This is a genomic window from Vibrio sp. D173a (genome assembly GCF_030248475.1).
In genome coordinates, this window is sequence record NZ_JAHGAH010000720.1 from 1 (window position 1) to 830 (window position 830).

At 39.4% G+C, this 830-nt stretch carries 1 protein-coding gene; it reads left to right on the forward strand.

The genetic code is table 11. The features are described 5' to 3' along the window. On the forward strand, positions 1 to 651 hold a 651-nt coding region (locus KIV40_RS28780), incomplete at its 5' end, for a hypothetical protein (protein WP_285352640.1). Positions 652 to 830 lie beyond the last annotated feature (179 nt).

Genomic DNA, 830 nt, shown 5'->3' on the forward strand with positions numbered 1-830 from the left:
ATTCGCCCTAACCGTCACGAATGGCGGATGATACTCAACATCATCATGCGTAATCTTTCCAGTTCTCTTGAAGTCAGTGGTAAGGACTTAGCTCCGATTACTAGGGCGGTCATACATCAACAGAATCAATCCGAGGAAATTCGAGGCTCCGGCGACCATTTGCATTTGCTACTTGGCAAATTTACTAATGATTTAGTTTATCTTCGAGACCTTCAAAGAAAGTCCACAACGAGACTCATAAAACAAGCTTTCAATACTGCGATACTTGAAGTAATGCGAATCGATCACCGAAGTTACTCACCACAGAAAAGTTACCTTGGTAAAGCAAAGAAGAGAGCCCCTCAGTGGCAAGTTAAAGCTGCTCGTCGTAATCAAGAGGTTGATGATAAAGCGAATGAAACCACACTGCGACTAATGAAATTGATGAGTCAAGCTACTAAATGGTTGGAAGCTTTCAAATTAGAAGACTTAAGGCAAATGAATCGACAATATAACCGTCTAAAAAAGGAGCTTGGACTTCTCGACACGTCAGATGTCACCACAATGGAAGATAAAGAGCTATCGGTGATATTAAAAACACTTTTAGAACAAGTAGATAACAAGAGAAATGGCGACTGCGAATTAAAAAATAGTTTACGTCACCTTTTTTAAATTTCTACGGTTAGGAAAAATTATGTCAAAACTCATATACTTTTCTTATAACTAACAGTTGAGCGTTGATGCCTGAAGACGCCAAAGTCTTGGTTGTGTCTCGATTATTTTCAGAGTACTTTTGCAACTCTTACAATGAGTATAAGGTTGATCTCACTCGCGACTCAGACCTCCTCATT